The organism is Deinococcus sp. (assembly GCF_030523985.1).
Lineage (GTDB): Bacteria > Deinococcota > Deinococci > Deinococcales > Deinococcaceae > Deinococcus.
Map to the genome: position 1 here is coordinate 1 of NZ_JAUNHK010000021.1, position 24,238 is coordinate 24,238.

General features: G+C 66.1%; 20 protein-coding genes. 11 read left to right on the forward strand and 9 right to left on the reverse strand.

From position 1 onward, the window contains the following. Window positions 1-320 precede the first annotated feature (320 nt). The 8 genes from Q4C89_RS05050 to Q4C89_RS05085 all read left to right on the forward strand — a co-directional run bounded on the left by Q4C89_RS05050 (window position 321) and on the right by Q4C89_RS05085 (window position 11,168). Window positions 321-1,307, forward strand: coding sequence for a cytochrome P450 (locus tag Q4C89_RS05050; RefSeq protein WP_368493212.1), 987 nt, complete (start codon window positions 321-323; stop codon window positions 1,305-1,307). Window positions 1,308-1,416: 109 nt separating this feature from the next. Further along, window positions 1,417-3,759, forward strand: coding sequence for a 3-hydroxyacyl-CoA dehydrogenase/enoyl-CoA hydratase family protein (locus tag Q4C89_RS05055; protein ID WP_303101515.1), 2,343 nt, complete (start codon window positions 1,417-1,419; stop codon window positions 3,757-3,759). Between the two features lie 202 nt (window positions 3,760-3,961). Continuing rightward, window positions 3,962-5,125, forward strand: coding sequence for a S9 family peptidase (locus Q4C89_RS05060; RefSeq protein ID WP_303101516.1), 1,164 nt, complete (start codon window positions 3,962-3,964; stop codon window positions 5,123-5,125). Between the two features lie 67 nt (window positions 5,126-5,192). Beyond that, window positions 5,193-6,386, forward strand: coding sequence for a thiolase family protein (locus Q4C89_RS05065; protein ID WP_303101517.1), 1,194 nt, complete (start codon window positions 5,193-5,195; stop codon window positions 6,384-6,386). Between the two features lie 137 nt (window positions 6,387-6,523). Then, a complete protein-coding gene (locus Q4C89_RS05070) occupies window positions 6,524-6,871 on the forward strand; it encodes an HNH endonuclease (RefSeq protein WP_303101518.1) in 348 nt (115 codons plus the stop codon). A 94-nt stretch (window positions 6,872-6,965) separates the two neighbouring features. Continuing rightward, entirely contained in the window at window positions 6,966-7,643 is a 678-nt protein-coding gene (locus Q4C89_RS05075) for a cytochrome c4 (protein ID WP_303101519.1), read from the forward strand. 33 nt (window positions 7,644-7,676) lie between these two features. Continuing rightward, entirely contained in the window at window positions 7,677-9,224 is a 1,548-nt protein-coding gene (locus tag Q4C89_RS05080; RefSeq protein WP_303101520.1) for an iron ABC transporter permease, read from the forward strand. 156 nt (window positions 9,225-9,380) lie between these two features. Continuing rightward, a complete protein-coding gene (locus Q4C89_RS05085; protein WP_303101521.1) occupies window positions 9,381-11,168 on the forward strand; it encodes a stalk domain-containing protein in 1,788 nt (595 codons plus the stop codon). Here Q4C89_RS05085 and Q4C89_RS05090 read toward each other — a convergent pair. From Q4C89_RS05090 to murD, 3 genes are all read right to left on the reverse strand, one after another. Beyond that, window positions 11,159-11,878: a M48 family metallopeptidase gene (locus Q4C89_RS05090; protein WP_303101522.1), complete on the reverse strand. Its 720-nt coding sequence runs from the start codon at window positions 11,876-11,878 to the stop codon at window positions 11,159-11,161. The genes Q4C89_RS05085 and Q4C89_RS05090 overlap by 10 nt on opposite strands. Before the next feature lie 144 nt (window positions 11,879-12,022). Beyond that, on the reverse strand, window positions 12,023-13,135 hold the full coding sequence (locus tag Q4C89_RS05095; RefSeq protein ID WP_303101523.1) for an FtsW/RodA/SpoVE family cell cycle protein: 1,113 nt from the start codon (window positions 13,133-13,135) through the stop codon (window positions 12,023-12,025). Further along, entirely contained in the window at window positions 13,132-14,460 is a 1,329-nt protein-coding gene (gene murD, locus Q4C89_RS05100; protein ID WP_303101524.1) for a UDP-N-acetylmuramoyl-L-alanine--D-glutamate ligase, read from the reverse strand. The genes Q4C89_RS05095 and murD overlap by 4 nt, the downstream gene beginning before the upstream one ends. A gap of 101 nt (window positions 14,461-14,561) precedes the next feature. Here murD and hisA point away from each other — a divergent pair, with 101 nt between their 5' ends. Continuing rightward, window positions 14,562-15,287 carry a 1-(5-phosphoribosyl)-5-[(5-phosphoribosylamino)methylideneamino]imidazole-4-carboxamide isomerase gene (gene hisA / locus Q4C89_RS05105; protein ID WP_303101525.1) on the forward strand — a complete coding sequence of 242 codons (726 nt, stop codon included), beginning with the start codon at window positions 14,562-14,564 and terminating at the stop codon, window positions 15,285-15,287. A 62-nt stretch (window positions 15,288-15,349) separates the two neighbouring features. Here the strand turns inward: hisA and rpoZ are convergent, their stop codons facing one another. Continuing rightward, window positions 15,350-15,649: a DNA-directed RNA polymerase subunit omega gene (gene rpoZ / locus Q4C89_RS05110; protein ID WP_303101526.1), complete on the reverse strand. Its 300-nt coding sequence runs from the start codon at window positions 15,647-15,649 to the stop codon at window positions 15,350-15,352. Between the two features lie 150 nt (window positions 15,650-15,799). Between rpoZ and Q4C89_RS05115 the strand changes: the two genes are divergently transcribed. Further along, the gene (locus Q4C89_RS05115) at window positions 15,800-16,912 is read left to right on the forward strand and encodes a M20 family metallopeptidase (protein ID WP_303101527.1); all 1,113 of its coding nucleotides are present in this window, start codon (window positions 15,800-15,802) and stop codon (window positions 16,910-16,912) included. 19 nt (window positions 16,913-16,931) lie between these two features. Here the strand turns inward: Q4C89_RS05115 and Q4C89_RS05120 are convergent, their stop codons facing one another. Continuing rightward, the gene (locus Q4C89_RS05120; protein ID WP_303101528.1) at window positions 16,932-18,905 is read right to left on the reverse strand and encodes a bifunctional diguanylate cyclase/phosphodiesterase; all 1,974 of its coding nucleotides are present in this window, start codon (window positions 18,903-18,905) and stop codon (window positions 16,932-16,934) included. Window positions 18,906-19,002: 97 nt separating this feature from the next. On the opposite strand from Q4C89_RS05120, the gene Q4C89_RS05125 reads away from it, so the two are divergent. Continuing rightward, window positions 19,003-19,305 carry a hypothetical protein gene (locus tag Q4C89_RS05125; protein WP_303101529.1) on the forward strand — a complete coding sequence of 101 codons (303 nt, stop codon included), beginning with the start codon at window positions 19,003-19,005 and terminating at the stop codon, window positions 19,303-19,305. 81 nt (window positions 19,306-19,386) lie between these two features. On the opposite strand, the gene Q4C89_RS05130 is transcribed toward Q4C89_RS05125, so the two are convergent. From Q4C89_RS05130 to Q4C89_RS05145, 4 genes are all read right to left on the reverse strand, one after another. Then, complete coding sequence (locus tag Q4C89_RS05130; protein WP_303101530.1) at window positions 19,387-20,439, reverse strand: diguanylate cyclase; 1,053 nt, start codon at window positions 20,437-20,439, stop codon at window positions 19,387-19,389. Between the two features lie 131 nt (window positions 20,440-20,570). Beyond that, complete coding sequence (gene ndk, locus Q4C89_RS05135; protein ID WP_303101531.1) at window positions 20,571-20,987, reverse strand: nucleoside-diphosphate kinase; 417 nt, start codon at window positions 20,985-20,987, stop codon at window positions 20,571-20,573. A gap of 158 nt (window positions 20,988-21,145) precedes the next feature. Next, entirely contained in the window at window positions 21,146-23,155 is a 2,010-nt protein-coding gene (locus Q4C89_RS05140) for a serine/threonine-protein kinase (protein ID WP_303101532.1), read from the reverse strand. Between the two features lie 50 nt (window positions 23,156-23,205). Beyond that, on the reverse strand, window positions 23,206-24,147 hold the full coding sequence (locus tag Q4C89_RS05145; RefSeq protein WP_303101533.1) for an Ig-like domain-containing protein: 942 nt from the start codon (window positions 24,145-24,147) through the stop codon (window positions 23,206-23,208). Window positions 24,148-24,238 lie beyond the last annotated feature (91 nt).

Here is a 24,238-nt window from a genome sequence, read left to right on the forward strand (position 1 = left end):
GCCTCGTTCGAGGCTCAGAAATAGTACCCGCACCCTGGAAATCTGTCAACCCCCTGCGCCTGTCCACTTCCCTGGCCGGGCCAAATCGGGAGAAAACGCCTTCCGGGACGCCGTATTTTGTTTTCATGACTTCACTACGCCTTTTGCCTGAGCCTCCGCCGAAACCCGGCAACGGTCACCTTTGGGACTGGGCGCGGCATCCCTTGGAGCTGATTGAGGAGGGCGCGAGGTTGGCAAGAGCGCAGGAAGGTGGACTTTTCCGACTGCGACTGGGCCTGCCTGCGGTTGTCGGCTTCAGTCCGGGATGGAATAAGAGACTTTTGACCGACCCGGCGACCTTTATCAGTGCGGGGAGTTTTTCGCAGATGGTGCCGTATTTATCGGGTGGCGTCATCCTGACCGATGCCCCGCAGCACGCGCAGAGGCGACGGCTGATGAATCCGGGATTCGGCAAGGCGGCCCTGGCAGAGCTGCGTCAGGAGATGAGGCGTGGCGGGTTGACCTTGCCGACTGTGCCCTTCGACGCGCTGGCGTGGGCGGATGAAGTGGTGAGGCAGCGACTCAATAGGGCGTATTTCAGCGCGGAGTTTGATGACGGGCTACTCGCGGCTTTTCTGGCTCCGTTGCGCCAACCGTTTCCCGTGCCTGCCCTGCCGCGCCCACTGCTGTTCAAACGGATCGAAGCCGAACTGAGGCGTTTGGCCCAGGCACGGTTGGCTCAGCCGACCTACGACCTGCTGAGCCGTCTGGCCCCTTTGCCCGGTGGACTGCTGGAAACGCGGGTGAGTCTGGCCGCCGCTCATGACACCACCACACATGCGTTGGCCTACGCCGTGTGGGAACTCGCCAAACATCCCGAATGGCACACGCCCGAGCAGCACCCCGCCGTCTTGAAAGAAGTTCTGCGGCTCTACCCGCCGGGGTGGATGGGCAGCCGCCGCCTGAGCCGCGAAGTGCAATGGGAAGGCGTGACCCTGCCACGCGGCACGCTGGCGCTTTACTCGCCTTACCTAACTGGGCGTGACCCGCGCTTGTGGGCCGAACCGCTCTCCTTCAAGCCGGAGCGCTGGAACAGTTCGCCACCCGCCTGGGCCTATCTGCCGTTTGGTGGCGGAGAGCGCACCTGCCTGGGGATGCATCTGGCGCAGACCATCATCTTGAACCTGCTGAGCGAGTTGCCGCCGCTCCAGGCACGCTGGGGCTGCGACGAGCCGCATCCAGGCATTACGCTGGGGCCGCTTGGTCCGCTGGTGGTGGAACGCGTCCCCTTGCAACATGGGAAGATGGGACGGGAACGGGTCAAATGAGGCTGCCGCGTGGTTTCTCAAGCTATGCCGACATGGACATCCGTCCCGCACATCCGCTAAACTTTAGACCGAGTACAAACTCAGCATAAACAGTCTTACCGGAGGTCACATGAAGATTAGAAAAGCCGCCGTCATCGGTGCGGGCGTGATGGGTGCCGCCATCGCCGCGCAACTCGCCAACGCGGGAATTCCCGTGCTGCTACTGGACATCGTTTTGCCCGACAAGCCCGACCGCAACTTCCTCGCCAAAGCAGGCGCGGAGCGTGCGCTCAAGGCCCGCCCCGCTGCCTTCATGGACGCCGAGCGCGCCAAGCTGATTGAAGTCGGCAACCTGGAAGACGACCTCAAGAAGCTGGGGGGTTGCGACTGGGTTCTGGAAGCCATCATCGAGAAGCTGGACGCCAAAAAAGACCTCTGGGCCAAGGTGGAAGGAGTCGCCAAAAAGACCGCCATCATCTCGTCCAACTCGTCGGGCATCCCCATGCACCTGCAAATCGAGGGCCGCTCCGAGGACTTCCAGCGCCGTTTCGTGGGCGCCCACTTCTTCAACCCGCCCCGCTACCTGCACCTGCTGGAACTGATTCCCACCGACAAGACTGCGCCTGAAGTGCTGAAATCGCTGGAAGAATTCTCGCGCAACACGCTGGGCAAAGGCGTGGTCATCGCCAACGACGTGCCCGGATTCGTCGCCAACCGCATCGGCGTGTACGGCATCGTCCGCGCCATGCAGCACATGGAGAAGTTCGGCCTGACCCCTGCCGAAGTGGACCAGTTGACCGGGCCTGCGCTGGGCCGCGCTTCCTCGGCCACCTTCCGCACCGCCGACCTGTCGGGTCTGGACATCATCAGCCACGTCGCCACCGACATGGGCAGCGCCACCCCCGACGACGAAGATTTCACCCTGACCGAGAGCTTCAAGAACATGGTCGACAAGGGGATTCTGGGCGACAAGTCCGGCAGCGGCTTCTACAAGAAGACCAAGGACGAGAAGGGCAAGACCAAGATTCTCAACCTGAACCTGCAAACGGGCGAGTACGAAGACCAGGGCAAGGTCAAGGTCGCCGCCGTAGACGCCGTGAAGGGGAGGCCCCTGGCCGAGCGCGTGAACGCCCTGTACACCGCTCAGGGCAAGGAAGGCGACTTCCTGCGCGCCTCCATGAACGACGGCTTCTGGTACGCCGCCAAGATGGCGGGCAACGTGTCCAACCGCCTGCAAGATATCGACAACGCGCTGAAGTGGGGCTTCGGCTGGGAGCAGGGGCCGTTCGAAACGATGGACACCATCGGCGTGCAGCAGGTCATCAAGAACCTGGAAGCCGAAGGCCGCACCCTGCCCCCCCTGCTCGCCAAGATGAAGGAAACGGGAGCCGACAAGTTCTACAACGGCGACGAAACCTTCACCCCCGCAGGCGAGAAGACCAAGTATGAAGCGCCTTACTTCATCATTGCCGACCTGAAGAAAGACGCCAGCAAGGTCGTCAAGAAGCGTGCGGGCGCGAGCATCGTGGACATGGGCGACGGCGTGTTGCTGGTGGAATGGCACGCCAAGATGAACGCGCTGGGCGAAGACCAGCTCAGGGCCGTGCAGGACGCGCACAAGCTGGTACAGGACATGGGCTACGCGGGTCTGGTCGTGGGCAACCAGGGCGAGCACTTCAGCGCGGGGGCCAACCTGCCGCTGATTCTCTCGCAAGCCCAGGCCGAGGAATGGGACGAACTGGACGACATGATCAAGCAGTTCCAGCAGGTCAGCACCTCCATGCGCTTCAGCCCGCACCCCACCGTCGCCGCGCCGTTCGGCATGACGCTGGGTGGCGGCTGCGAGTTCAGCCTGCACGCCGACCGCATCGTGGCGAGCGCCGAAACCTATATGGGTCTGGTGGAAGTGGGCGTGGGCCTGATTCCTGGCGGCGGCGGCACCAAGGAAATGCTGCTGCGCTTTACCGACCAACTGCACCCCGGCCAGAAGCTCGGCGCGAGCCTGCTGCCCGCCGTGCAGCGTGCCTTTGAACTCATCGGCACCGCCAAGGTCAGCACCAGCGCCCTGGAAGCCCGCAAGCTGGGATTCCTGCAAGACCACGACACGGTGGTCATGAACAAGAATCTGGTGCTGGAAGAAGCCAAGCGCACCGTGCTGGCCCTGGCCCCCGACTACGTGCAGCCCGTGATGCGTCAGGACATCCCCGTGATGGGCGACGCCGCCATCGGGGCCATCAAGTCGGCGCTGTACGGCATGCACGAAGGCGGCTACGTGACCGACTACGATCTGGTCGTCAGCAATGAACTCGCCCGCGTGCTGAGCGGTGGCACGGGCAACAACCGTACCGCCAAGGTCAGCGAGCAGCACCTCCTCGACCTGGAACGCGACGCCTTCCTGACCCTGCTGGGCAAGAAGGGCACGCAGCAGCGCATCGAGCACATGCTGAAGACTGGGAAACCGCTGCGCAACTGATGTGACTGACCCTCGCCCCTTGCGGGAGAGGGCCTTGCGAAGCAAGGGGTGAGGGGGCGTCCAGACCAGCGCCATCGCTCAATCAGTGCAATAAAACTGGTTCAAAACACGCTAACTGGGTGGCCCCCTCACCCTTCCGCCGCTTACGCGGCTCCCTCCCTCTCCCACAAGGGACGAGGGAAGAAAAGCCAAAATACCTTCTATGTCTACCTCTGTCCTCCAACGCCTGAAACAAACGCCCAAGCGCAAGCTCGCGCTGTGGGGTGGCCTCGGCTACGCATTGCTGGTGCTGGGCGGGGCGCTGCTGGGGGCCGACATCGTTCTGCGTTCCAAGACCCACTGGGTCAAGGGCGATTTCGTTCCTGTGGGGCGGCGCGGCAACAAGCTGTACCTGCCCGCCTCGCCCGAAACCCTCAGCAAAGGGCCGCTGGGCATCGTGCCTTTGCTGCCCAATCGGGGGCATCTGGTGGTCGGGCCGCACAAGATGGTCGGCACCATTGTGGAGCGGCCCATCTTGCAGGAACGGGGCAAGCTGCCGCACGGGTCGCTGGCATGGGTGTCCACCTACATCTACAACGGCACGCCCGCTCAACTGGGCCTGGACTTTGAGCACGTGGCCCTTCACAGCGAGGTAGGCGATATTCCCGCGTGGCATATCCCGCCCCATCACGCCGAGAAGGACGCGCTGATTGTCGCCGTTCACGGACACGGGGGCCAACGCGCCCAGGCGCTGCGGATGCTGCCTGCCATGCTCCGAACGGGCTGCGGGGCGCTGTTCGTCACCTTCCGCAACGCTTACGCGGGGCCGAAGGTCGGCAAGGGCTACCTCACCCTGGGCGACACCGAGGCCGAGGACGTGCTGGGCGCGCTGCACTGGGCCGCGCAAAACGGCTACAAGCGGGTCATTCTGTTCGGCTTCAGCATGGGCGGCAACATTGCGCTGAACGTGCTGCGGCCCAAGTTCGAGCCCTTCCCGGTGCCCGTGGTCGGCGTGATGCTGGACTCGCCCGCGCTGGACTGGCGCGACACCATCCGCTGGCAGGGGCAGCGCTACGGCCTTCCGAAGTTCCTGGCCAAGCACGTGGGCCACTTCACCCAGTGGGTCGTGACCCGCCGCAGTGGGCAGAACTTCGACGAAGTGGACCAGATTGCCGCCGCCCCGCGCTTCAGGGTTCCCATGCTGCTGTGGCACGGCACCCGTGACCGCACCATTCCCATTGCCCAGGCCGAAGCCTTTGCCGCCGCCCGCCCCGACTTGGTGGAATTTCACCGCGTAGAGGGGGCCAAGCACATTCGCACCTGGAACATCAGCCCCAAAAAGTACGACGAGCAGTTGGAGGCGTTCGTGGCGCGGGTGCTGGCGTAAGCCACCCCGTTTCAGCCCCCTGAATCCCTCAGACTTTTCAACCTTTAGACCTCCCAAGGAGAACCAAATGCGTGACGCTGTAATCGTATCTGCTGTTCGTACCGCTGTTGGCCGTGGCGTGAAAGGCACGCTCGCCAACACCCGCCCCGACGACCTCGCCGCCCTGGTGCTGAACGAAGCCGTGAAACGCGCTGGCGTGAGCGCCGACCTCGTGGAAGACGTGTACCTCGGCTGCGCCATCCCTGAAGCCGAGCAAGGGCTGAACGTGGCCCGCCTCGCCGCGCTGCGTGCGGGAATGCCCGACAGCGTGGGCGGCGTGACCGTCAACCGCTTCTGCTCCAGCGGTCTGCAAACCATCGCTATGGCGGCGGCGGCCATTCAAACGGGTCAGGCCGACGTGATGCTGGCGGGCGGCGTGGAAAGCATGAGCTTCGTGCCCATGAGCGGCCACAACCCCAGCCCCAATCCCGAACTGGTGGACACCCGCCCCGGCGCTTACATCGGCATGGGCATGACCGCCGAAAACGTGGCAGCCAAATACGGCGTGAGCCGCGAAGACCAGGACAAGTTCGCCTACGCCAGCCACCAGAAAGCCGCCGCCGCGCAGGATGCGGGTAAGTTCGACGCCGAAATCGTGCCCGTGCCCGTGCGCGTGGACAAGGTGAAAGGCGCCAAAGTCAAGTCCGAAACCGTGCAGTTTGACAAGGACGAACTGATTCGCCGTGACGCCAACCTGGAAGACATGGCGAAGGTGCGCCCCGCGTTCAAGATGGGCGGCAGCGTCAGCGCGGCGAACTCCAGCCCCTTCTCGGACGGCGCGGCAGCCGTCTTGCTGATGAGCGACGAAAAGGCCAAGGAACTCGGCGTGAAGCCTCTTGCCAAGTTCGTCGGCTTTGCCGTGGCGGGCGTGGCCCCCGAACTGATGGGCATCGGCCCCGTCGCCGCTGTGCCCAAGGTGCTCAAGCAGACTGGCCTGACGCTGGACGACATTGACCTGATCGAACTGAACGAAGCCTTCGCCGCCCAGAGCCTCGCCGTGGTGCGCGAACTGGGCATCGACGAGAACAAGCTGAACGTGAACGGCGGCGCGATTGCGCTGGGCCACCCCCTCGGCTGCTCGGGTGCCAAGCTGACCACCACCGCCATCTACGAGTTGCAGCGGCGCGGCGGCGGCAAGGCCCTGATTACCATGTGCATCGGCGGCGGCATGGGCGCGGCGGGCATTATTGAGGTGTACCCCGCCGAGAACGCGGCTGACTGAGCAGGTAGCAAGTTGGAAAGGGGCGTCCGTGTGGGCGCTCTTTTTCTATTTCCCGCTCTGGGCGAACTGTTCCAGTGCCGCCTCAGCCGCAGCGTCCGCCAAAAGATTGAAACACTTGCGCCTGCTACGCTCCCCCTATGGCCCGCCGCAACGCTTATTCCACCTGGCCCGAAGTCGCCCCCGAAACGGAGACCGAAACCCCGACCTGTGCCCTGTGTGGGCGCGAGGTGCCTGAACTGGTGCAACACCACCTCATTCCCATCATCGCGGGCAAACGGAGGGGCCTCAAGCCGCAGGAGTTACCCACCGTAGGCCTGTGCCCCGCCTGTCAGCAGTACCTGCACAGCACCTTTTCCATTAACGAACTGGCGACGCAGTACAACACGCTGGAAGCCTTGCAGGAGAACGAACAGGTGCAGAAATTCGTCAAATGGGTGCGCAAACAGCCCGCGACCAAGGGCGTGAAGGCGAAGGGGCGAGAGTAGCGAAGCGGCCTGATATGGCCCTATATTGGGACAGAAGTCACTATTTATAAGCTGCTCTCCGTTCCCCCTTTTTCTCGCTGTCAGGAGGATGTCCATGTCGCGTTCACACCGTTTGTTCTGGGTTCTGATTCCCGCTCTGCTGGGCACATCGGTGGTAGCGACCACCCTTCAGGGCACCAAGCCCGCTGCCGCCAAGAATCCGCTGGCCCTCACGTTCAAGACCCCGAATGCGGCACGGGGGGCCACCCTCGCCGCCGCCTGCGCGGGCTGCCACGGTACGGGCGGCGTCAGCAAGAACGAGGCCACCCCCAGCCTCGCGGGGCAGATTCCCAACTACACGCAGTTTCAACTGGCGGCCTTCCGCGCCAAGCTGCGGCCCAGCGACGTGATGCAGCGGGTCGCGGGCAAACTGACCGACCAGGACATTGCCGACCTCAGCGCCTACTACGCGGCTCAGGCGGTTGGCCCAGCCTGGAAGACCGACAGCGTGGCCCGCAAGCGTGGGCAACAGCTTTACCACGCGGGCGACCCGGCCCGGAACGTCATCGCCTGCGCGGTCTGCCACGGGGACAACGGACGCGGCCTGAACGCCAACCACATCGCCAGCGTGACCAACCTGCCGCCCAAGTACGCGCTGGCGGTGCTCAAGGAATTCCATGAGGCTCCCAGCTTCGGCGGGCTGGTGGCTCCCGAAACCATGCGAATTGCGCTCAAGCCGCTCACCGACAAGGACCTCAGCGATCTGGCGGCCTACATCGCCAGCATGAAATGAGCCTGGGGGGCACTGCCCCGTAGACTGCCCGGTATGCTTCCCCGCCCCCTGACCGGCTGGCTGCTGGCCCTGCCTGCCCTCATTTTCACGGCGCTGCTGCTCCTTCTTCCACTGGGGCGCACGCTGGCGGAGGGCGGTGTGAACCTGAGCGTCTGGCAAGACCCGTACTTTCTGGGTCGCCTGGGCTGGACACTGCTGCAAGCGGGAATCACGGCGGGGCTGGCGCTGCTGCTCGGCGTGCCGCTGGCCTACCTGCTCTCGCGCTATGAGGTGGCGGGCAAACGGCCCTTCCTACGCCTGTTGCTGCTGCCCTTTGTCACGCCCACGCTGGTCACGGTGCTGGGGCTCTCCGCCCTGGCGGGGCCGCACGGCTACCTGACCCGCCTGACCGGACTTGACCTCAGCGACACGCCCGCGTTGCTGCTGTGGGGCAACCTCTTTTTCAACCTTCCCGTGATGATTCGGCTGGCTTACGGCGGCTTTGCGCGGGTGCCTGTGGGCCTGGTCGGTGCGGCGCGGACGCTGGGTGCGGGTGGCTGGCGGGCGGCCTGGGACGTGGCGCTGCCGCTGGCTTTTCCTGGCATCGCGGCAGGATTTGTGCTGGTCTTCCTCTATTCGGCACTGAGTTTCGGGCTGCCGCTGTCGCTGGGCAGCGAAAAATACGCCACGCTGGAAGTGGAGATTTACACCCTGACCGCGCTGCAACTGCGGCTGTCCGAAGCGAGCGCCCTCATCGTGGGCCAACTGGCGCTGACGCTGGCGGCGACGTGGCTCTATACCTGGCTGACGCGGGGCGGCGCGGGCGTCGGGCTTCAGCGGCTGCCCAGGGCGACGGGCGCGGCGCGGGCGGGGCTGTGGGGGCTGATGGCGCTGACGGTCTTTCTCTGCTTTGCGCCGCTGCTGGCGGTGGCCCTGCGTGGGGTGACGGGGGCGGGTGGCCTGACGCTGGCCCACTGGCAAAGCCTCTGGCGCGACGAGCAGACGCCGCTGCTGCTCGGCAACACACTGCGGTTCGGGGCGCTGGCGCTGCTGGCGGCGGGTGTGCTGGGCACCCTCTACGCGCTGGGGGCGTGGCTGGCCCGTTCCAGGGTGCTGGATACCGTATCACTGCTGCCGCTGATGGTCTCGCCCGTGTCGCTGGCGGTGGGGTATCTGCTGGCCTATCCGACCCTCGCCGCCACCTTGCCCCTGCTGATTGCCGCCTACACGCTGCTGGCGCTGCCGCTGCTGGTGCGTTCGCTGCTGCCAGCGCTGCGGGCCATTCCGCCCCGGCTATTTGAAGCCGCCCGCACGCTGGGAGCCTCGCCGCTGGTGACGCAACAGACCGTGACGCTGCCGCTGGCGCTGCCTGCCCTGCGCGGGGGTGCGGCCCTGGCGCTGGCGACGGTGCTGGGCGAATTCGGGGCCACGCTGGTGCTGACCCGCCCGGAATGGGCCACCCTTTCCACCGGCCTCTACGAACGCCTGGGCCGCCCTGGGGAGCGCAACCTGGGCGAAGCCTGCGCCCTGGCGACGGTGCTGCTGCTGCTCTCGGCGCTGGCCTTCACGCTGTTGGATGGGGGCGAGGGGGAAGTGGTGTAGAAGGATGTTGATGGTTCCGGCCTGGCGGCCTGATGGTTGATGGAGAAGAGGCAAAAGCGCTGCGACCTCTGCTCCTTCCATCAACCATCAGCGCAGCGGAACCATCGACCATCAACCCTCAAGACAAGCATCAGCCCCAGCGGGCATACTCGGGCAATGCGTTTTGCGTTCCGTTTCCCCCCACCCACCAAACTCCGAAGTTTTTCGCTGCCCCGTCTGCGTCCCTTGTTCGCGGCCCTGCTCCTGGGGGCCGCGCCCAGCTTGCCACCTTTTTCGGCGCAGGCCGCGCAGTACGTCGGGTCGGTGCAGCTTCTGCTGAGTGTCGACCAGACCACCGCCTACGCCAACGGGCAGACCGTCACCCTCGGGGCCGCGCCGCGCAACGTGGGTGGGCGGGTCATGCTGCCGCTGCGTGAAACCGCTGCCGTGCTGGAGCAGCCCCTCACCGTGGTCGGCACGCAGCTTCAGCTCGGGCGGCTCCTGGTCGCGCCGCAAAGTGGGCAGGCGTGGCTGGCGGGGGCCGCTCAGGAAGCGGGCAGCGTCACCACCATCGGCGGCGTGGTGTACGTGAGTGCCCGCCTGCTGGCCGACGGGTTGGGGGCCAACTTCAGCGCGGACGGGGCCGGACGGCAACTCACCATCACGGCCCTTCGCAGCGGCGGTAACCCCCTCGCGCCCCAGGCCCGCTTTTCCACCGACAAGACGGTCTACGCGCCGGGCGAACGGGTCGTCTACACCGAATATTCCTTCGACCCCGACGGAGCCAACATCACCTCGCGGCGCTGGAGCGGCAACCAGGACGCCTTCTTCAAGCCCGGCGTCTACACGGTCAGTTTGCAGGTCACCAACGCACGCGGCGTGCAGAGTGCGCCCTTTTCACGCACCATCCGTGTCGAGGGCGCAGCGATAGATACGCCGCTGGGCTACGCCCTCAAATACGCCGACCTCGGTGACGCCTTTCCCGACCCTGGCGTGCTGAACTACCCCAGCGTGTACGCCCAGCCCGTGCAGCGCGAGAGTTTTCCCCTGCTGTTCAGCGACAGCCCCGAAGCGCCCCGGCAAAGCGGCGTGCTGTATCAGGACACGGTGGCGGGGCGCTCGCGGCTGCTGGCCTACCACCTCAACGCCCTGGGCCGCCCGGCGCGGCTGTACATCATGGCCCGCAACCTGGAAGCCCGCCCTGTCGAAGTTCGCAGCGAACGCCTGGGGGAAACGGCCCCGACCCGCGTGGAAGGCCAACTGGGACAGGTCACCCTGCTGGAATATTTCGCCAGCAACGCTACCCACAGCCTGACCCTGGCCCCCGGCGAACTGGCGGCGGCCTATGCCAGCCCCACCCTCAGTCCCGGCAGCGGCGTGAACGTGCTGCAAGACCTGACCACCACGGGCCGCGTCGAACTGACTTTCATGATGCTGGAGGAGGGACTACCGCCCACCTTGCAGGTCATTCAGCAGCTTCCTTACTTGCCGCTGGACGGACGCCACCAGCGCGGCACCTTCGACGGCGCGGTGCGCTCGCTGCGCGTCAACCTGACCCGCCTGCCCGCCCGTCTGGTCATCGGTGACGGCCTGACCGACCCCGCCGTGACGGGCGTAGACCGCCTGACCGGGCAGCCCATGCGTCTGCTGGGCAACTACGGCGTGCTGTACGACCTCGAAGTCAACGGCACAGCCGACACGGCGGTGGCCCTCAGCCCACGCGGGGGACTGTACCGGGGGGCCATGAACATTCAGGACGGCCCCATCAACCAGACCATCAAGCTGCCGCGCACGGGCAACGCCCTGCAACCCGAGCAACCCGTGCTGCTGTGGCGGCCCGACAGCAACCGCCTGAACATCGATTTCGTGCCGTCGAGCGGCAGCAACCTGCCCATCAGCTTGGTGTTCTACCCGGTTCGCAGCCCTGAGGGCAACGCCGGACTGTTCAAGACCTATCAGCCCTGAGCGCCCACACCCAGTTCCTCGCCGTGCTGCCGCAGCCACTGCCGCCACTGCTCATGCTCGGGCATGATGCGGGCGACGTGCCGCCAGTAGCGCGGCGAGTGATTGAGTTCGAGGAGGTGCGCGGCTTCGTGCAGCGCGACGTAGTGCAGCACAGGCAGCGGAGCCCGGCTCAGCGCCCAGTGGAGCCGAATGTCGCCCGACGCCGTGCAACTGCCCCAGCGGGTGCGGGTCGCGCTCACCTGTACCCGTCCCAGCCGTGAGGCTGCACCCAGCCGTGAGGCATAGTCCTCGACCAGGGCCGTGTACGTCGGCAGAACGGCTTCGCGTGTCCAGGCTTCGACCAGGGCGGTCACGTCTCCCCCGCTGGGCACCAGTAAGGTCTGCCCGTCGCGGCGCACCTGCGGCACCGGGGCCAGTCGCAGCGTCAGCGTTTCGCCCAGAAAAGGCAGTGCGGAGTCGTCGCCCAGCGCCGGGACCTGGGGACGGCGGCGCTGCTGCTGCACATGCTGACGCAGCCAGTCCTGCTTGGCCTCGACGAAGGTGCGGATGGTCGCGTCGGGCAAGCCCAGCGGGGCGTAAGCGGTCACGCGCCCGTCGCGCACCTGAAGGGCCAGGGTTCGCCGCCGCCCACTGCGCCGCACCTGTACGTCCAGCCCCGCCACCTGCCACGACTGTTCGGAGGGCGGAGCGGAGGGGCGGGCACGGAGCATCGGCCCATTGTGCCGTCTGCGGGCGCAGCGTGTGAAGGGGGAATGGGGGCCAAATGGTCAAACCGTCTAAAAGACTAACCGCTGGACGCTCCCCTTTGCAGGTAGGGAGTTCCAGCGGTCAGACCGTTTGACGGTTTGGCCCTCTCAGTCGGCTGCTGCTCCCACGAAGTCGCGCATCTTGACCTCGCTGGGCAACTGGCGGCGCACCTGCCGCATGGCGGAATGGATGATGCCGAGGGCCACGCTCATGGTCAGCATGGATGAGAATCCGTAGCTGACGAGAGGCAGCGGCACGCCCGTCACCGGGAAGAGGCCCGCCGCCACCGCGAGGTTGACGAACGCCTGCCCCACCACCATGAACATGCAGCCGATGGCGAGGATGCTGGCCCCGTGGATCTCGGCGCTCATGGGCCGGATGCGGGTGGCGAGCTGCGCGACCTGAAGCGCGGTGGACACGATGAGCCAGTAGCAGAACAGCAGCGTCAGCACGCCCAGCAGCCCCGTCGAGAAGCCCACTGCCGCCACCACCATGTCGGTATGCGCGGCGAAGTATTCCCAACGCGGGCCGTCCGGCCCCTGGCCCCACCAGCCGCCGTAGTTGAGGTCACGGTGCGCCATGCCAATCTGGTCGAGACCTGTGGGCATCTGTTCGTCGCGGGTCTGGTGGCCCGTCCAGCGTTCGACGATGTAGGGGTGGCGCTCCAGATAGCCGTTGACGAAGGGCAAAGACAGCAGGCTCAGGGCCAGCATCAGGCCGCCGATGTTGAACAGGCGCACTCCGGCGGCATACATGACGATGATGCCCAGTCCGAAGGTCAGGATGCTGGTGCCCAAGTCGGGTTCCAGCACGATCAGGCCCGTGGTCGCCACAATCATGCCCGTGGCGCTCAGCAGCTTGTTCTGCACGCCCCGGCGCGAGAAAAACGAAGCCAGTTGCAGCACCAACGCCAGCTTGGCGAATTCAGAAGGCTGAAAGCGCTGCCCCCCCACGATCAGCCAGCGCCGCACGCCGGGACTGTCGGTGGTGCCCTGACCGAAAAACAGCACCAGCACCAGCAGCACCAGCGCCACGATCCACAGGTTGGTGCCCCAGTTCAGGAACGTGCGGGGCCGCAGCCGCGCCACGGCGAACGTCACCAGCACGGCCAACAACGCTTTGAGGCTGTGGTCAACAATCAGTGAGGGTTCGGCGGCGGCTATCCCCATCGCCCCCAGCAGCAGCAGCAGCACCTGGGCAATCAGCAGTTGCAGGCTCATGCGCCGCCCTCCCCTGACCCGGTCCCCTCTGTCAACTCCTGCACGGCGCGGCGGAAGCTTTCGCCACGTTCCTTGTAGTCACGGAACTGGTCGAAACTGGTGCCGACAGGGGCCAACAACACCGTGCCCGCGCCGTCCTTACCGCCCAGTGCTTCCCACCCCGCACGCACGGCGCGGCGCATGGTGTCGTCGCCCGTATCGGCCTGCACGACCTGAAAGGGCAAGCCCAGCCCCTGTGCCCACAGCTCCCGTGCCAGCTTTTCGCCGTCTTCACCGAAGGCGATGACCTGAGCCACCCGGCCCTCTGCCGCCGCCCGCAGAGGTTCCAGTTCGGCCCCCTTGTCGCGCCCGCCGACCAGCCAAGCGATGGGCGCGGTGGCCTGACGCAGCGCCGACTCGACGGCAATGGTGCGGGTGGCGATGGAGTCCTCGATAAAGCGGACGCCGCCGAGTTGTCCCACCGTCTCGAAGCGGCCTTTCACGGGCTGGGCGGCCCGCAGCGCCCCGGCCAGTATCCCGGCGTCCACCGGGCGACCCAGATGACGCAGCATGGCTTCTGCAGCCAGCAGCGCCGCTGCCGCATTGGCGGGGTGAACGCCGGGCGGCAATTCGGCAGCGTCCAGCACCTTTTCCCCACCGCGCAGAGACAGATGGTCGGGCGTGAAGGTCAGCACGTCGGCCTGCGTCGGCACATTCAGGCCAGCGGGCAGCACCAGCACGTCCCCCGCCTGTTGCCCCACCGTGATGTTGCGCTTGGCGGCGTGATAGTTCTCGGTGCTGCCGTGACGGTCGATGTGGTCAACACCCAGGTTGGTGATGACCGCCACCGGCAGCCGCAGCCCCGGCACCCGCTCCAGTTGAAAGGAACTGAGTTCGACCACGGCGACTTCGGCGTCGTCCACCACGTCCAGCAGCGGCGGGTCAATGTTGCCGCCTTCCCGCGCCCGCAAGCCGCAGGCCCGCAGCAGTTGGGCAATCAGCACCGTGGTGCTCCCTTTGCCCGCCGTGCCGGTGATGCCCACCAGAGGCAGCGCAGGGCGCAAGCGGGCCGCCAGCACGACTTCCCCGATGATTTCCGCGCCCCGTGCCGCCAGTGCCAGCAAGTCGGGATGGTCAATGGGTACACCGGGGGCCGCCACCACCACGTCGTACTCGCCAGACAGGTCGCCCCGGCGGTGGCCCAGTTGCGCCATCAGGGTTTCGTCCTCGCTGCTCGGCTTCATGTCGTGCCAGTGGGCCTGCACGCCTTCTTTGTTCAAAAAGTGGGCCACGCCGCGTCCGCTGCGTCCCAGTCCATAAATCAGCACTCTGCGCCCCAGGTTCACGGCCTTACCATAGGGCAAAAACAGGTGAGGAACGGGGCGGACGCGGCCCTATCCAGAGTACCCCGCCCGCTGCGGCCCGGCCCCGGCCTATGCTGCACGGTATGAGCGCCGCTTTCCCGCCTGTTCCTTTGGTCATTCCCTGCGTGGACATTCAATCGGGCCGCGCCGTGCGCCTGTTTGAAGGCGACCCGGAGCGCGAAACCGTCTATTTCGAGTCCCCACTGGACGCCGCCCGCCACTGGGCCTCGCTGGGCGCAGGGCTGCTGCATCTGGTGGACCTCGACGCCGCCACCGGACGCGGCGAAAACCGGCCCGTCATCGCGCAAATCGTGCAGGAGCTCGGCGTACCCGTCGAGGTGGGCGGCGGCATTCGTGACCGCGAGAGCGCCGAAGTGTTGCTGGCGGCGGGGGTGCAGCGTGTGGTGATCGGCACCGCCGCCGTCAAGACGCCCGAACTGGTCAGCGACCTGCTGGCGGCGCACGGCCCAGAGCGGGTGGTGGTCAGCTTGGACGCCCGTGGCCTCGAAGTTGCCACGCACGGCTGGGTAGCGGGCAGCGGCGTGCAGGTGGGCGACCTGACCCCGCGCCTGCACGCCGCCGGACTGCAGACCCTCATCTTCACCGACGTGACCCGCGACGGCACCCTGCGCGGCCTGAACCGTGACCTGATGCGCGAGGTACGCACCCTCTGGCCCGGCGAACTGATTGTGGGCGGCGGCGTGGCCGACGAAACCGACGTGCGCCTGCTGGCTGAGGAAGGCATTGAAGGGGCCATCGTGGGCCGGGCGATTTATGAGGGCACGCTGGCCTATCCGGTGCGGCTATAACCCAAGCAAAAAGTGAAGCGGCGCGGGAATTCCTCCTGCGCCGCTCCACTTTTTGGCCGGACTCAGTCGCGTTCGCGCTCGCGCTCGGCGTTGAGCTGGGCCTGCAACTGGGCCTGACGCTGGCGCACGTAGTCCTGGTGGAAACGCTGCTCGTCGATCAGGTTGGTACCCACGGTCAGCTTGCCCGTCGCCAGCTCACGCATGGCCTGGGTCACGAGGTTGTGGGTGCGCACTCGCTGCTCGACAGGGAGCACGCTAGGCGCACCACTACGCAGTTGCAGCGCACGCTTGGCGACGACGACCGACAGACGGTACTTGCTGTCGGTCAGTGAAAGGAGCTTGTCGATATCTTTTTCTGCCATAACCACCCCGGAGAGAACACGCTCGAAGAATTGAAGGACTTGGAGGGACCAGGGCGAGAACCCGGCCTTATCAGCAGAGCAGTCTAGCCCGCCGGAGCGCAACAGAACAAGGCCGGGAGAGGCGGTGCGCCGGGCCGCTAGCATAGGGACATGCACCCGACCTTTCCCGACCCCGACCTGAACAGCCTTCTGAAAGACCTGCGGCAACTGGTCGAAATCGAGTCGCCGTCGAGTGACCCCGTCGCGGTGGGCCGGGTCATGGACGTGGTCGAGGGCTGGGCACAGGCGATGGGGGCCGAAACCCACGCGCTGCCGGGCGGCACCCGTGAATTCAATTTTGGTCTGGGAGACGGCCCTTACGTGCTGGTGCTCACCCACGCCGACACCGTCTGGCCGCACGGCACGCTGGAAAAGATGCCCTGGAAACAGGAAGGGGACCGCCTCTACGGCCCCGGCACCTACGACATGAAAGCGGGCATCGTGGGCCTATTTCACGCGATGAAGGCGCTTCGGCAGGCAGGGCAGTGGCCGCGGGGCGGCATCAAGGTGTTGCTCTCGCCCGACGAGGAAATAGGCAGCCCCGGCAGCCGCACCCAGATCGAAGCGGCGGCGCGGGGAGCGCGGGTGGCGCTGGTGCCCGAACCCCCCGTGTCGGACAGCCACAACCTCAAGACCGGGCGCAAAGGCACCGGCGACTACACGCTGAAGCTGCGCGGGGTCGCCAGTCACGCGGGCAACCGCCCCGAACTGGGCGCGAGTGCGATTACCGCCGCCGCCGAAGCGGTGCTGGCCCTGCAGAAACTCGCCGACCCGGCCCAGGGCACCACCGTCAGCGTCGGCCTGATTTCGGGAGGCAGCGCCGTGAACGTGATTCCCGACGAGTGCCGCCTGAGCATTGACGTGCGGGTCGCCAGCCTGACCGAAGCCGACCGCATCGAGCAGGGCGTGCGGGCGTGGAAACCGAGCAACGACCGCGTCACCTGCGAGGTCAGCGGCGGCCTCAACCGCCCCCCCTTCAAGCAGGGTGAGGGCACGCTGCGCCTCTTTGCCCAGGCCCAGGCCATCGCCCGTGAACTGGGCTTCGAGATAGGGCACGAAAGCGTGGGCGGAGGCAGCGACGGCAACTTCACGGCGGCCATGATTCCTACACTCGACGGGCTGGGGTCGCCCGGCGACGGTGCCCACGCGGTCCATGAGCATGTCCGGCTCGACCGCTGGCCCGACCATGTGCGGCTGCTGACCCGCCTGCTGCTGGAAGCGTAAAGATGAGCTGGGCGGCGGATTACGCGCCCCGCCTCCCCTCCACTCCCTTGTGCCCGGTGCGAACATCCTTCAGTTGGCGCAGCAGATCGGCCAGTTGTTCCTCGCTGAGCGGATAGGACAGCGCGTACCCCTGGCCCAGCGTGCAGCCGAGTTGCCGCGCCGCTTCCACGTAAGCCGCCGTCTCCAATCCCTCGGCGGTGGTGCTGAGGTGCCGCTGCTGCGCCAGTGAAACGGCAGTGCGGGTCAGCAGACGCGAAAATTCGCCGTCCTCGTTGGGCAGATCACGAATGAGCGAGCGGTCGAGTTTCAGGGTGCTGATGCGTAGCGAGCGCAGGCGCGACAGGTTGGAATAACCCGCCCCGAAATCGTCGATGCTGATGCCAATGCCAAGCCGTTCAAGCTGGTCGAGGTTGGCCTGAATGCGGTGGTCTTCGTAGAGGGCGGCTGTCTCGGTGAGTTCGAGTTCAAGGCGCCCGGGCGCAAAGCCGACCTCTTCCAGCGTTGCCTGAACCTGCTGGGCATAGTCTGGCCGACTGAGTTGCATGGGACTCACGTTGACGCTCAGGCTCAGTTGGGGCCAGCCCAGGGCCGCCCAGCCCACCGCCGACCGACTGGCTTCCTGCAACACCCACTGCCCGATGTCGCTGATTTGCCCGGAGCGCTCGGCGACGGGAATAAACTCGGTAGGCGAGACATGCCCGAGTTGAGGATGCCGCCAGCGGAGCAGCGCCTCGGCCTTGACGGGCAGTTCGCTTGTCAGGTCATAAATCGGCTGGTAGGCCAGCGAAAATCCGGCTTCGTGGTAGGGCGGTTGAAGGGCGCGGGCGAGTTGCTGAAACCGCTCGGTCTGGGCGTCGTACTCGTGCTGATAGCGCCGAACCTGACCCCGACCACTGCGCTTGACCGCGTACATGGCGCTGTCGGCATGGCGCAGCAGTTCTTCGGAGGTCGAGGCGTCGTCCGGATACAGGCTGATTCCGATACTCAGGGTGGTCGAGAACCCGCTGCGCCTCGTTTTGTCCTGGAGCTGGCGCTGCCACTCTTCCGCTTCCGCGACCACCTGCGCCGAGGTTCGGCCCGAGAGCAGCACCACGAATTCGTCACCGCTCAGGCGGTAGGCCTGGTCATCGGCTTCTCTCTGGCTGGCCTCCTGGAGGATGAGGGCCACGTTTTGGAGGAGCAGGTCGCCCGCCTCATGTCCCAGGGTGTCGTTGATGACCTTGAACGAGTCGACATCGACAAAGAGAAGGGCAAAGGGTTCCTCCGAGAAGGTCTGGGTGCGCCGGGTCAGTTCGTCCTGAAGTTGCAGGCGGTTGGGCAGGCTGGTCAGCAAATCGGTATAGGCGAGTCGGGCCAGCGTCTCCCGTTCACCCTGACCGTAGCGGACTCGCTCCAGCCACTTGAGGAAATACTCCACACCGAGATACCCCGTGGTCGTCACCAGCAGCAACTGGGTCAGCGCCTGAATCACCGACGGGTTCCAGCCCCGACGCCACAGCCAGAAACTGCCACCCACCAGACACACCACCAGAAGGCCCAGCACGGTGCTCCGCAGCAGGCCAGGGCGATGCAAACCGGCCCCGACCACCAGCCCCCAGGCAATCGTGAGGGGCAACCAGAACAGCGACTCCGTCAGTTCGCGCAGTAGAACCTGAGGCTGCTCAACCACGAGCAGCAGCAGCAACAGCTTGAAGAGCAGCCAAATCGAGAAACCCACCAGCAGTTGAACCAGCGCCTTGCTGGTATGGCTGCCCCGCCGTAAACCATTGGCACTGACAGACAACGACAGGAGCAGGAGCAGCAGATACAGGAAACGGTCAAAGGTGACGTCCCACCCGTCGCCCACACCCAGGAGCAGCGCCACCCCCGAGGCCGTGACCGCCACCCCCGCAGTGGCGACCAGCAACCACCTCCACCCCCGGCGGAACAGTGCCATTTCCGCGTCCGCGTCGGCCTTCAGTGGCCGAGAAGTGCTGGGGGGAACCCTGGGCATACGCCCCGCACTGTAGGAGACGAAGTGTCACAGCGAAGTGACAAATTTTATCTATTTCAGCGCTCAGAACCTTAATCCGGCGGCTAATCTGGACGCCATGTTCCGCTTTTTACGCCCTCAGGCCAAGCCCCAACACCCCTATGTGAAACAGGACGACCCGCAGACTTTTCGCGTGCGGGTGCGGACCGAGCGCAGCGGCGAGGTGGTCGAATTCCGCTTTACCAAGAGCGCCCACATCGGTGTGGACGACGACGGGAATTACCTGTTTCGCAAGTCGGTCGTGTCGCCGCGCTTTTTGGACCGGGGCGAATTCATGGTGCAGTTCGACTCCCGTTACCGCGTGACGGATGTGCAGGGTGAAGGCGTATCGTTCGTTCCCGTAGCGGAGTGGGAAGCGTAGGCTTGGCGCTGCCTGCAACAGAACGACAAAAAAGGCGACCCTGATTCAGTCGCCCTGTCTCCTTTTCGCGGCACTCTCGGCCTAGCGCACCATGTTCCGTCCGGAATTTTTGGCTTCGTAGAGGCGCTCGTCGGCGCGACCGAACAACTGTTCGAGGCCGTCGTGCGGTGGGCGCAGTGAAGCCACTCCGAAACTCGCCGTAATCGGCAGCCCCGCGATATCGGACTGGCTCACTTCGCGCCGCAGCCGCTCGGCCAGGGCGGTGGCGTCCTCACGCGACATGCCCGGCAACACAATCAGAAATTCCTCGCCCCCCCAGCGGCCCACACTGCCCGAGGTGCCGACGTTGCGGCGCAGCCTTTTGGCAAAAGCCCGCAGCACGTCGTCGCCTGCACCGTGTCCGTGAAGGTCGTTGACCTGCTTGAAATGGTCGATGTCAGTCACGATGACACTCAGGGCCGAACGGTTTTCCAGCGCCTGGTCAATGGCACGTTGCAGTTCGGCTTCCAGCGCGGCGCGACCCAGGATGCCGGTCAGGGCGTCAAGTTGCGCGGCCCGCAGTTGCCCACTGGTTTGTTCGTGCAGCGACAGGTTGCGCTCGATAAATCGCATGGTGAGGTAGCCCACCAGGGAAAAGGCCAGCATCGCCATCAGGCCCGAGAGCCAGAGTTGCTGGGTTTCGGGGGTACTCGGCGGATGCCGCGTGGCGACATTGACCACCGTCCCCAACAGCACTGCGACGGACAGGATGCCGTAACCCGTGCCGGTCTGCATGAACAGCAGCGGCAGCGACACTGTTGTCCAGACAAAGTAGCTCATCTGCTCGGTCAGCGTCGCGCTGGGCAGGGTGAAGGCGCCATAGATCAGCATGGCAAGTCCCACGATCTGGATGACCAGATTGCTCCGGAACCCGTGAATCAACCGGGCGACCGACAGAACAGCGATGACCAGACACGCTGCCGTAATCTGGTAACGCGGCTCACTGAGTGCCTCCTGAAATGGGATTTTCGTCTGAACGGCGTGAATGCCCGTGTAGGCGACATAGGTCAGAGTGACCGCGAGCCGCAACTGATTGCGGATGTCGTCGAACAGGGTAAACAAACCACTGACCGAGGCGGGGGGACGCTCCGTCATGAGAGCACTCCTGGCACCCCCGGTGTGGAGATGCCAGACGGTCCACTCAAGTTCCCGCAGATGACCTCCGACCTCCCGAGGTCAACCGCAGTGTTGAGGGATAGCTCGGCAGAGTCGCCCTGAAGCCGCATTCAGTTGAGCAGTTCTCCATCCTTGAAGAACAGCGCCAGTTCGCGCTGGGCGCTCTCAGGGCTATCGCTGCCGTGGGTCACGTTCTCGCCAGTGGTGGTGGCGAAGTCGGCGCGGATGGTGCCGGGGGCGGCGTTGGCGGGGTTGGTGGCTCCCATCATGGCGCGCCAGCCGGTAATCGCGTTTTCGCCTTCCAGAGCGATGGCGACCACGGGACCACCCGTGATGAAGTCCACCAGCTCACCGAAGAAGGGACGCTCCTTGTGCTCGCCGTAGTGGCTCTCGGCGGTTTCACGGGAAATCACCATCTGCTTGAGGCCGACCACGCGGTAGCCCTTCTTCTGGATGCGGGCGAGAATTTCGGGGGTCAGTCCACGGCGCACGCCGTCGGGCTTGATCATGGCAAAAGTACGTTCCATAGCATGTTAAAAGATAGCAGCTCCCCGGCCCTGACAAACGGGTCAGCGCAGTGGAAAGGCAAGCGCGGCATTTTCCCAGCATGATACGCGGTTTTGATCACGCAAACACGGTTTGTGTGCCGACCACAGCCAACCCGCCTTCCCAAATTGCCGAACTGTCAGGGGCCGACCTCGCCGGGCACGACCCACTCGGACGCCGCGTTGCGGTAGGCCCGCAAAGTGCCGTTCATGAAAGCGACGTACAGAGAGCCGTTGGCGGCCAGCGGAGTGGCCTGCACCCCCTGCTGCTCGCGCAGGGTCCAGCGGATGGCTCCGGTCAGCACGTCGAGCGCCAGCAACTCGCCCGCCTCGGACGCCAGAAAGACCAGTCCGCCGCTGATGACCGGACTGGCGGTCACGCGCCCTTCGAGCCGATGTTCCCAGAGGTCTTCCCCGTCGGAAAGCCGCAGACCGCGCACGACACCGCCCCAGCCTGCCACGACGACCACACCATCGCTCTCCGCCTCGGCCGCAGCGGGGTTCGCCGGGTCAGGTTGGGCGCGGCCCGTCAAGGCAGGTGAGGCCCAGACCTCGTCTTCCATGTCGTAGGTCCAGCGAATCGCGTCGTCTCCAGCCAGGGCCGCCCGACCCGCACTGACTTGAAGGTTCAGGGCGTGAACCTCGCCTTCCCAGGTGGCGATGACCAGCGTGGCCTGTCCGGGAGCGGTGGGCAGCAGCGCTGGCGTGGCATGGACCGTGCCGACCTCGACCTTCCACAGCGGCGTGCCCGAGCGGGCGTCCAGGGCGTGCAGCCAGCCGTTCTCGTCACATTGCAGCGCGGCTCCGGCCCACACCAGCGGACTCGCCGCCAGCGACCCCCCGGCGCGGTAAGCCCAGGCGAGTTCGCCGGTTCTGAGACTCAGGGCGTGCAGGTGTCCGTCGCGGCTGGGGGCCAACACTCGCCCGCCCCACACGGTCGGCGCTCCGGTGAACTCGGCGCGGGCCTGATGCCGCCAGACCTCGCTGCCCCCCTGAAGCTCGACCCGGCGCAGCGTGCCGTCCCAGGCTCCGTACAGAATGTGGCTGCCCAGCACGGTAGCGGGGGCCGTCACCTCGTCGCGGGCGGCGTAGGTGGCAAAAGGTCGCCCGGACGTGTGGGTCAGCACCAACTGTCCCCCGCGTGTGCCGACGGCCACCAGGTCGGCAGCCCCCACCACCGCCGCAGGCCAGGTCACCTCGCCGGGCAGGGCCACGCTCCAGACTTCCTGCATGTCCGACACCCGCGCCGGGCCGTCGGGGTGCTCGCCCGTGCGGGTGCGCCCGCCCCGGTACTGCCCCCGCGAATGCACCGTCCACAGGTCGCGCCGGGCCAACGCCCACAGGTGCGCCAGCGCCTCACCCGTCTGGGGGCGGCGGTCGGCCCGCTTGGAGAGTAGCCACAGCAGCACCCGCGCCACGCTGTCGGGCACCGCCGGATTGAGTTCACGGGGGTCGGGCACCGGTTCGTAGACGTGCTGATAAAGCACGCTCTGGTCGCTTTCGCCCAGGAACGGCGGACTGCCGCAGGCCACGCGGTACAGCACCGCCCCCAGCGCGTAGAGGTCGCTGCGGGCGTCCACGCCGCCGCCCTTGGCCTGTTCGGGGGCCATATACGCGGGCGTGCCCAGCGTGACCCCGCTGCGGGTGAGGTGCCGGGTGTGTTCGGAGAGGGACACCAGCCCGAAATCCATGATGCGCGGCAGCCCCGCAGCGTCGAGCAGGATGTTGCCCGGCGTCAGGTCGCGGTGCACGATGCCCTGGCTATGGACATAGTGCAGCGCCCGCGACGCGAAGGCCGCCGCCGTCAGGAAGCGGGCGAGCGTGGCAGGGGCGTCTTCCAGCGGACCGAGCTGGGTGATGGGGCCACCCGTCAGCAGCGGCATGGTGAAAAAGGGGCGCCCGGCGTCCGGTTCTTGCCCCAAGTCGAGCACCGGAACCACGCCGGGATGGGTCAGCCGCGCCAGGGTCCGCACCTCGCGCAGAAAGCGGCTGCGGTCGGACTCGGGCAGATGGGGATGCAGCACCTTGAGGGCCACCTCGCGCCCGAGCAGCACGTCCTGAGCGCGGTACACCTTGGCGCTGCCCCCCTCCCCGAGCAGGGCGAGCAGCTCATAGCGCCCGGCCAGCAGGGTTCCGACGTTCAGCGGCATACAGAGCGAGTCTACCCCGCCCGCGCCGGAGCGGGGAGCAAAGCCCGTACTCAGGGAATCATGACCCTGAAAATCGCCATCTGGCGGGCGCTGTTGCCCGAGGCGTCGTAGGCCGTGACGGTGAGGGTGTAGGTGCCGTTCAGTTCACGGGTGACGGGCAGGGGCAGCTGGCCGCTCGACTGGGTCAGGCTGAACGACTGGACCTGATTGCCCAGCGCCGTCTGCGCGACGAGCTGCACTTCCAGCCGCACCACGCCCACGTTGTCCGAGGCGCTGAAGCCCAGTTTGTACTCGCCCGCCACCGTGATGGCCTGGGACGGCACGTCGAGGGTCAGGGTGGGCCGCTCCAGGTCCATGTTTTCGGAGAGCGCCACGTTGAAGGTGTAGGTGCTTTCGGCCTTGTTGCCCGCCGCGTCGTAGGCGACAGCGCGGTAGGTGTGCTGGCCCCGGTCGGCGAGCGTGAAGGAGCGGGTCAGCACATAGGGGGCCTGGGCGACGGTCGCCAGTTTGGTGCTGCCCTCGTAGAATTCCACCCGCGCCACGCCCCGGTCGTCGGTGGCCGACACGGTGAACTCGACGGGCGCAGTCGTCTGCACGCTCTTGGGGCCGGAGAACACCAGCGTGGGCGCCTCGAAATCGCCTTCGCCCACGCGCACGGTACGGGTGGCGGGCTCACTCTCGTTGCCGCTGGTGTCCACCGCCACGGCCCGCAACGTGAGCAGTCCGCTCTGCTTCAGGTCGAGGGGGAGTTCGTAGGGCGCGGTGGTGTCCGTCGCCACCAGTTCCTCACCGACATAGAAACGCACGGCCTTCACAGCCACGTTGTCGGTCGCCTCGGCCACCACCTTGACCGAACTGTTCAGCGCGGCCTGCTCGGGGGCGCTGAGGGTGACGACCGGTTTCTGGGTGTCGGGCGTGCCGGGGGTCGGCGTGCCGTTACCACAGGCGGTCAGCAGGAGCGGAAGGGTCAGGGTCAGCCAGGAACGGTTCATGGCCCGACGCTAGCGGGGCGCTTCTCACAGCTTCGGCACAGCGCCTCCCACCTTCAAGTCCTTAAGTTTTTCCGCCTGATCCCCCGGCGGC

Excerpts from the sequence above, each read along its gene's own strand:
- Q4C89_RS05055 (WP_303101515.1), top strand. The coding sequence starts at position 1,417 with ATGAAGATTAGAAAAGCCGCCGTCATCGGTGCGGGCGTGATGGGTGCC.
- Q4C89_RS05060 (WP_303101516.1), top strand. The coding sequence starts at position 3,962 with ATGTCTACCTCTGTCCTCCAACGCCTGAAACAAACGCCCAAGCGCAAG.
- Q4C89_RS05065 (WP_303101517.1), top strand. The coding sequence starts at position 5,193 with ATGCGTGACGCTGTAATCGTATCTGCTGTTCGTACCGCTGTTGGCCGT.
- Q4C89_RS05070 (WP_303101518.1), top strand. The coding sequence starts at position 6,524 with ATGGCCCGCCGCAACGCTTATTCCACCTGGCCCGAAGTCGCCCCCGAA.
- Q4C89_RS05075 (WP_303101519.1), top strand. The coding sequence starts at position 6,966 with ATGTCGCGTTCACACCGTTTGTTCTGGGTTCTGATTCCCGCTCTGCTG.
- Q4C89_RS05080 (WP_303101520.1), top strand. The coding sequence starts at position 7,677 with ATGCTTCCCCGCCCCCTGACCGGCTGGCTGCTGGCCCTGCCTGCCCTC.
- Q4C89_RS05085 (WP_303101521.1), top strand. The coding sequence starts at position 9,381 with ATGCGTTTTGCGTTCCGTTTCCCCCCACCCACCAAACTCCGAAGTTTT.
- Q4C89_RS05090 (WP_303101522.1), bottom strand. The coding sequence starts at position 11,878 with ATGCTCCGTGCCCGCCCCTCCGCTCCGCCCTCCGAACAGTCGTGGCAG.
- Q4C89_RS05095 (WP_303101523.1), bottom strand. The coding sequence starts at position 13,135 with ATGAGCCTGCAACTGCTGATTGCCCAGGTGCTGCTGCTGCTGCTGGGG.
- hisA (WP_303101525.1), top strand. The coding sequence starts at position 14,562 with ATGAGCGCCGCTTTCCCGCCTGTTCCTTTGGTCATTCCCTGCGTGGAC.
- rpoZ (WP_303101526.1), bottom strand. The coding sequence starts at position 15,649 with ATGGCAGAAAAAGATATCGACAAGCTCCTTTCACTGACCGACAGCAAG.
- Q4C89_RS05115 (WP_303101527.1), top strand. The coding sequence starts at position 15,800 with ATGCACCCGACCTTTCCCGACCCCGACCTGAACAGCCTTCTGAAAGAC.
- Q4C89_RS05120 (WP_303101528.1), bottom strand. The coding sequence starts at position 18,905 with ATGCCCAGGGTTCCCCCCAGCACTTCTCGGCCACTGAAGGCCGACGCG.
- Q4C89_RS05125 (WP_303101529.1), top strand. The coding sequence starts at position 19,003 with ATGTTCCGCTTTTTACGCCCTCAGGCCAAGCCCCAACACCCCTATGTG.
- Q4C89_RS05130 (WP_303101530.1), bottom strand. The coding sequence starts at position 20,439 with ATGACGGAGCGTCCCCCCGCCTCGGTCAGTGGTTTGTTTACCCTGTTC.
- ndk (WP_303101531.1), bottom strand. The coding sequence starts at position 20,987 with ATGGAACGTACTTTTGCCATGATCAAGCCCGACGGCGTGCGCCGTGGA.
- Q4C89_RS05140 (WP_303101532.1), bottom strand. The coding sequence starts at position 23,155 with ATGCCGCTGAACGTCGGAACCCTGCTGGCCGGGCGCTATGAGCTGCTC.
- Q4C89_RS05145 (WP_303101533.1), bottom strand. The coding sequence starts at position 24,147 with ATGAACCGTTCCTGGCTGACCCTGACCCTTCCGCTCCTGCTGACCGCC.